The organism is Flavobacterium cheongpyeongense, from assembly GCF_003202435.1.
GTDB lineage: Bacteria > Bacteroidota > Bacteroidia > Flavobacteriales > Flavobacteriaceae > Flavobacterium > Flavobacterium cheongpyeongense.
In genome coordinates this window covers 1-7686 of the sequence record NZ_QJHK01000038.1, presented here as the reverse complement: position 1 = coordinate 7686, position 7686 = coordinate 1, and the positions used below count along the sequence as shown (strand labels likewise).

The window sequence follows — 7686 nt, the reverse complement described above, 5'->3', positions numbered from 1 at the left end:
CCAACGGGTATTAGGTGACAAATTAGATAACGTTTGGTTCTCTACAGGTGAGGACCAATAGGTAAAATCGTAACGCTTCATAGCCTGTGAGGAACGCTTGTAAGTGATAGAACCCGAGTTGTTGTTTAAATTGTTAATTTGCACCAAACTGGCATTATTTTCAAATGTTAAACTTCCATTAACCGTTACTTCATTTGTAATGGTTAAGGTTACTCCAGATGGTACTGTTGCAACTACACCGCTATTAATCGTCAAAGCACAAGCTACTAAATCTACCGTAAAAGGAGAACTTGGAGTTACAGAAGCTATTGTAGCATTCATCGAAGCGTTTGGCGGAACTCCCCTGCTCCAGCTACTACCATTCCACGTATTATAATTATCTAAAATAGAAACATTACTAACTGCTGAAGGGCATCCATTGGCATCCGTTACCGAAAATGTATAATTACCGACTGCTAATCCTGATATTGTAGTGCTTGTTGTATTGGGAACCGTATTATTATAACTTGCCGTAGCATCACCCGCTTGATTTATTGTCCAATTTCCACTTGGCAGACCTTGTAACACTACACTTCCTGTATTTATTGCACAAGTTAGATGAGTTATTGTGCCTACAGTAGGAGCTGATGGGGTTGGATTTACAGTTATCACTACCGCATTACTATTTGTAGTACCACAACCACTAGTTGCGTAATATCTGATTCGTTTGCCGCTATCAGCAAAAGCAACGGTATAAGGAACTGTTAAATTCGCATAAGCTCCTCCTCCAACTGTAGTTTCCAACTGCCAGCCTGTAGCCGTAACTGTTGAACCATTAGCCGTAACTGTAGGGGCTGCAGGATTTAGTGAGCCGCCTGGACACAATGCCGATGGTGAAGAAATAGCAGCTATCGTAGGAGTAGCATTAATTACAAAGGTTACAGGAGTACGACATCCAGGGTTTGAAGAACATTCTGCATAAAAAGTTGTTGTTCCTACTGTGTTTGTATTAGCCAATCCTGATCCGGCAACTCCAACTGGATTAAAAGATGCTCCAGAACCTAATAATGTACCACCTGAAGAAGCTGTATACCAATCTATAGAACCCGGAACAGTATAAGTAACCGTAATCTGCATATAATCAACACTTAGGGTTCTATTATTGTTTGTAGAAATTAATGCAGAAAGTGCAACTCCAAAATTAGAATTTTGTATATCTGATACGCTCCAGGTTGTCCCCCATAAATCAGATGTACCTCCATATGTAACTGTAGTAAAACCACTTGTATTCCAAACAGCACCTGTAGATCTATTAGTGCTACCAATACTACCTCCTTTTACTATTCTTATTGCGCTATCAGTTACTGATCCACTACCACTAGTTCTACGATTAATTGTTACTGTTATTCCTCCTATAATTGCATTGGTTGGAATACCTGAAAAATCGTAATCCGATCCAATCAAATAATTAGTTATAGCAGTATTATTGTTATTAATCGATCTGGTGGCATACGGTGTTCCAACTGTAGTAATATTTCCAGGATTAGTCCAGGCAATTGTACCTACACCTGTATTATTAGCCCCACTTCTTGCATTATTTGGGCCTGAAGTTTGGTTACTTCCATTAGCACAAGTTGTCGAAGAACTCAAAGATCCTGAGCCACCAGTACAAATAGTAACCCCTGTAGTTGTTGGACCTGCAGATGCTACCGTAATCGCATTAGAAGTTGCAGGACTTCCCGTTAAACAAGGAGAAGCGTTCGAAGTCATTTCACAGGTAACTACATCATTATTTAATAATAACGTACTGTTTGAATACGTTGTTGAGTTGGTTCCAACGTTTACTCCATTCAATTTCCATTGATAAACCGGAGCTGTACCAGGATTTGTTGGTGTTGCAGTAAACGTTACATTTGTTCCTGCACAAACAGTTCCGGCTGGTGAATTAGAAATACTTACAGAGGCTGTCAAAACAGGATTAATTGTAAGGGTAATTGCTTTTGTCCCTGTACATCCACTAGCACTAGTAACCGTCATTGTTCCTGTATAAGTTCCTGAAGGCGTACCTGCCGGAACTATTATTCCGGTTACTGTTCCTCCTCCTGCTGCAAAAGTAAATGCAGTAGATGACTGATCTGTTAAAGTTGCCCAGTCAATACTATAACTAGTAGGTGATAATGTAGTAGCTGTATAAGTCATGTTAGTAGTCTGAGCACTTGCGCTTTGACAAATTGCAGTAACTACACCTGTGGCAGCTGCTGTAGTTATTGTTGGACTGGCAATTACAGACAAAGTAACATTTTGAGTAAAACTCGTAGTACAATTGGGTGAAGTGCTTGTTGTCGTTACTCCGGTAATTTGCAAATTTTGACCATTATTAGCAGTGGTCAAAGCAACTGTAGTAAAACTCGCTACACCTGATGCATTAGAAACAACTCCAGTTACAGCAGATTGTGCAACACCATTAATACTATAACTAATCGTTGAAGTAACACTAGGCAGCAAACCTGTTAAATTGATTGTAGCTCCTGAACCTGCACAAGCGGTTACTGATTGTGATGCACCTGTTAATGTTGGTGTTGATCGAACTGCTAAAATTACATCAGTAGCAAAACTTGTAGAACAATTAGGTGTGGCACTGGTATTTGTGATAGATGTTATTCGTAATGTCTGTCCATTATTAGCGACCGTTAAAACTGGCGTTGTAAAACTTCCCGCTCCTGAAGCATCAGAAACGACACCTGTAATTGCTGTTTGTGCAACACCGTTAATCGTATAATTGATTGTAGAAGTAGTACTTGGCAACAAACCTGTCAAATTGATTGTACCTGCAGAACCTGAACAGACAGCAGGTTGTGCTGCAGGTTGTGCTGCTGTGGTTAATGTTGGATTTGGATTAATCGAAACACTATTATTCATAGGTGTTGTACAAGTTGAAGTTCCTGCCGTAGCTACTGCTGTATAAACACCTGTTACGCTTTGACTTCCAAAAGAAATAGCAGAGCCTGTACCTGCTACTGGGCTTCCAACGGCTGTAGAACCGTTACGGTATAACTGATAATTAACGCCTAATTGTGAGTTAGACAATCCAACTGTAGTTGTAGTTCCCGAGCAAACACTTGAGCCGGTCATATTGTAAGCTACAGGATTAGAAGTATAAAGCATGATATCATCTAAAAACCAGTCATCTCCTCCCCAGGCAGTACAAGATCCACTGGCAGTATTTGAAGTTGTAGCTAAAAATTCTAAGTCTGCAGCTGTAGCAGTGGCCGGAACCCATGGAATTGTAAGTGTTATAGTTCCTTGTGTTATAGTTATAGCTGAAGTTGCACCTCCAACAGTTAAAGGAAATCCTGATTGGGTGTAGGTAGCCCCATTCGAAGTAGTAATATTAGCTGTTGTTATTTGGGTATTTGGAGTTGTAGCAGATCCTGCCACATTATTAATTGTCATATAAGTAACACCTCCTAATCTTATGACAAGTGTAGCAGTGGTAGGACAGGTTGACAAACGATTTGCGTTTTGTCCTTTGATTTTAAATGAAAGAGTTAACGAATTATTTATAAGCCCGGTTAAAGGTTGTCTTAATGACTGATTTGTTGCTCCATCTTTTTCAATATATATCTCATTCGGAGCCCAGGTTGGTTCATAGTACCATCCCACACCAGTACCTCCAACTGTCCATCCAGTTGAATTTCCTGTAAAAGTAGAATTGGTAACTACATTACAAGTCTGTGCAAAACTCATTTGAAAAACAAACAAAACAAAACATAGCCATTTAGCTTCAGTGCTAAATAATTTTGTCATTATAATTGATGAGGCATTCTGGTTTTGTTTTAAAAAAAATAAACGGATAAAATTTAGCTTTTTAATCATGTTTGGGGCGGATTAAATTTAACAAAAGAACTTGTTTCTCTATTAAAATTGATTTTATTATTTGATGCTTTATATCAAAATAGCAATTTTATTAGTCGCCCTGAACTTAATTTATTATTAAATCTGTGGTTAGCAGATTTTATGTTTCTGATAATCAAAACATAAAGAATAAAACAAAAACTAAATTAACTTGGGGCTAATTATGGAACAAAAATAATGCTTCTAAATCAGTTTTTTAACAAAAATTAAAATATTCGATAAAAAGCAAAAAAAACAGGATAAAAGACATGTTTTTTTGCATATAAAAATTTTTTAAACGCAAAATTTTACTTAAAACTCATAAATTCCCTGATTAATTTTTTTAATAGACCCCAAATCTTTACTTTTTTTTCTAATTTTTTAATTGTTTATGGCTTAAATCATTCTGCTCCCAAAAAACCGATAGCATAAATATACCATCGGTTTTTATGCTAATTATTGAACTAACAAATTACCTGAATATAATTTTTCGTTTTTCTTCATGATTCTTTTCTAAAAAAAATTACCCATAAAACCGGCTTTTCAAAATTTAACTTTCCGGGAAATTGAGTACTGTTTATATTGCACCATTTATGCGTATAAAATAGCCCAAATATGCAAAGTTATTTTTCTTCAAGGCAAGGATAAAAATCTTTGTATAACCTTAACTTCAAAATTGTTTTTTAGGAAGTATTGAAGATAAAGAGCGAGTAGACTGGAGTATTTTATATACGTAATGGTATTATCTTTTTATACATCAATTTTCCAGAAATATCATATATAAAAAAACGGTCTCAATATCATCATCCAAAGAATTGATGAGGCTGTCCGAAATGTAAAGACAGGGTAGTTTTCTGAAATTTGATCAAAAATATTTATCTGAAAAAGTCGGAGTAGTGATCGATTTCGATTTAAATATTGCTTTATTTTTATGCAACTCTAAGATACCGTTTTAGAATAAAACAGCAAAAAAAAGAGGCTGTCCTTACTTTTTCGGACAGCCTCTTTTTTGGATTTATTCACTAAGTTAAAATCCTTTTTCTTACTTTAATTGCTTCTGCTTTACTTTAACACTTGTTTCCCGCAATAAACAAAATCATCAACCTACACCTTTCAGTTACTGTGTTTAGCTTACTGCTATTCATAAATATATAAACTTTTGCATAAATAAGCATACTGTTGGCTGGCTTCATAGAATAACGTTTTGTCATTGGAACGAGCAAAGATTTTTTGAGGCAGCACGCATTTCAAAAACAATCACATTAGCGTTACAGGCTCCAAATTTCACTTCGTGAAAAATCGTATTGACTGTTGGGCTTTCAACGTACTGAAAATAAGTTAAAATATCTGGAAAAACTTAATTTACGTTAGTAGACTTATCTATGATTACATTTTGAACATCTAAAATCTCCTTTCCAATTTACGTCAGCCAGGTAACTAAATCGCTTTTGAATGCATCAAAAAAATCTATACTGACTTATCTTGTAAATGACTCCAATAATTTTTAATTTCTTTCTTGAAGTTTAAGGAAATGTCTTTACAGACCTATTTTTAATTAAACAGTGCTTTTTTAGTAACAGAATTTCCGTTTTCTAAAAAAACTTTGACAAATACAATCTGCTGCGCAGAAGGCAAGTCGTTAATTATTAACTGTTTATCCCCGATGTTTTGCTTATTCGATAATTGCTCCCCGGAAATAGTATAAACAAAGATTTTATCAATGTTTTCACTGGCTGAATTTATTGAAATTAATTGATTCTTAACTCCAATTGAAACCAAATCAGTTTCAGCTTTAAAATCATCTGTAGCTAATGTTCGATCAGTATATCTTAATACAAACCTATCGTTAAAAACACCTGTTAGAGTAGTAAAAGTGTAGCAGCTTTGTTTTAAGTCAACAATTGTACTGGTTAGTTTATCTTCAAGAAAAACACAATGATTAGAAAACAACCCATCCACTTCGTCTATAGAAATAGTAAATTCTCCCGCTATACTTGTACGATATCCCAAAGGTACAGTATCAAAGTCTGCAAAAGGCAAAGCACGTCCCTGAATGACCAAATTCTTGCCAAGGTTGATACTGTAAAAATCAATGTAAGGGTTTTTATCCAAAGTTATACCGTCAAATTTGCTGTCATATCCATTTGTGGCTCCTTGAATATAACCAACTAATAATTGTTTAAAAGCTCCTTCTGTATTTGTCATATTGAGCCAGACACGATGCCTTTCCAACACACTGGATTTTGCTGTTTCAGATGATTTAAGAAGGTTGTTTTCCTTTACTCTGATTACATCATTAAATGCATTAGTTACTGATTGTCCGAACGAGCATGTAAAAATCATAAACACGCTTACTGTAATAAAAATATTTTTCATCTCAATCTGGTATTAAATGAATAATTCGGATTTAACAAAAACGGCATAGCTTTCTTAGTTTTACTATCAAAGAACACTATTAAAGGTAATCATTTTTTCATTAGCAGATCGACAAAATACATGAAAAATCGATGAAATACATGTAATGCGATTCTTTGATAAAACCAATTAAAGTGTAATAATTGAAAAATAAAATAAGTATCAACTTATTATTGTAAGGCATGTAATTCTTTTTTCTAATTTAAAGCAAAATCATTTAGCATGATATCTTTTAATGGCCAACAGTTCAATATTAATTAGACTATTGTAATTAGGTTATTGTAAATAATACGTACTTTGAACCGAAATAAAAGAGTAAATGAAAACAACTAAAAAGCAATCTTAGACTCACAATTAAGAGAGTGTAAAGATTAAAAAACAATTAATACTTTTAATATTTATTAAGAGTGGTATTAAAAAATAAATGTTGTCAGAATAGGGGGTTGATCTGAAGTAACATTTTTCTTAAAAAATATATATACTAAACAACTGAAGTTAAGGCGTTTAAAATAACGATTACAAATATAAAAACATTTTATATTAATTTACTATTTTTTTTGACTTTTTTTTAAACATATTGCAATTGTAATCCTTTTTATAAATTTTACATTTGTATTCAATTGAATACAGTTCTTAACCCAATATAATTATGACTATCAAAGAAGCACTGCAAAAACTTGAACATTTTTGTGCCTATCAGGAGCGTTGTCATGATGAAGTAGTAACGAAACTATACTCTTTAAAAATGTCTTTGGATGAAATAGACATTATTATTGTTAAACTCATTGAGGATAATTTTTTAAACGAAACCCGTTTTGCCTGTAGTTTTGCGCGCGGTAAACACCGTATCAAACACTGGGGAAAAATTAGAATTATAAATGAACTCAAAATCAGGCATATCTCTGCGGCTAACATTAATCTGGCTTTGAAAGAAATACCTCCCGATGAATACAGGACAACTTTTGATCAGCTTTCTCAAAGATGCTGGGAAAATCTAATCGAACAAAATCCTTTAAAAAAAAGGAAGAAATTTTGTGATTATCTGCTTCGAAGAGGCTACGAAAACAGTATGGTTTATGAAAAGGTAAAAGAACTTGAACTATCGAAGTAAGTTAATTGTTCTTAATACCATAAAAAATCCGATAACTTTCGCTATCGGATTTTTAAATCTATGTTGTTTTAGTTGCTATTTAAAGACCACTTTTTTGGTTGTCTGGTAACCATTGTCCAAAACTACTTTTACCAGTAAAACCTGATGAGCAAATGGAAGGTTCTCAATCAACAGCTGAAGATTATTTACATCCTCTTTCTGGTATAATTGTTTTCCGGTTATGTCATAAATAAACACCTTCTCAATATTCTCAACTGTCGAATTCACTGTAATATTCTTATTCTGAA

At 34.2% G+C, this 7686-nt stretch carries 4 protein-coding genes; 1 reads left to right on the top strand and 3 read right to left on the bottom strand.

Annotated elements, in window-relative coordinates; all coding sequences use genetic code 11:
- Positions 1 to 3786: beta strand repeat-containing protein (locus DMB65_RS21740; protein ID WP_133249523.1), on the bottom strand; the 3786-nt coding region annotated here is incomplete at its 3' end.
- Positions 3787 to 5424: 1638 nt separating this feature from the next.
- Positions 5425 to 6249, bottom strand: coding sequence for a T9SS sorting signal type C domain-containing protein (locus DMB65_RS21735; protein WP_110308716.1), 825 nt, complete (start codon positions 6247 to 6249; stop codon positions 5425 to 5427).
- Between the two features lie 688 nt (positions 6250 to 6937).
- Here DMB65_RS21735 and DMB65_RS21730 point away from each other — a divergent pair.
- The gene (locus DMB65_RS21730; protein WP_110308715.1) at positions 6938 to 7399 is read left to right on the top strand and encodes a regulatory protein RecX; all 462 of its coding nucleotides are present in this window, start codon (positions 6938 to 6940) and stop codon (positions 7397 to 7399) included.
- Positions 7400 to 7474: 75 nt separating this feature from the next.
- On the opposite strand, the gene DMB65_RS21725 is transcribed toward DMB65_RS21730, so the two are convergent.
- On the bottom strand, positions 7475 to 7686 hold a 212-nt coding region (locus DMB65_RS21725), incomplete at its 5' end, for a T9SS sorting signal type C domain-containing protein (protein ID WP_123955379.1).

What these genes read in the sequence shown, in the direction of transcription:
- DMB65_RS21730 (WP_110308715.1), top strand. Translation starts at nt 6,938, where the DNA reads ATGACTATCAAAGAAGCACTGCAAAAACTTGAACATTTTTGTGCCTAT.
- DMB65_RS21735 (WP_110308716.1), bottom strand. Translation starts at nt 6,249, where the DNA reads ATGAAAAATATTTTTATTACAGTAAGCGTGTTTATGATTTTTACATGC.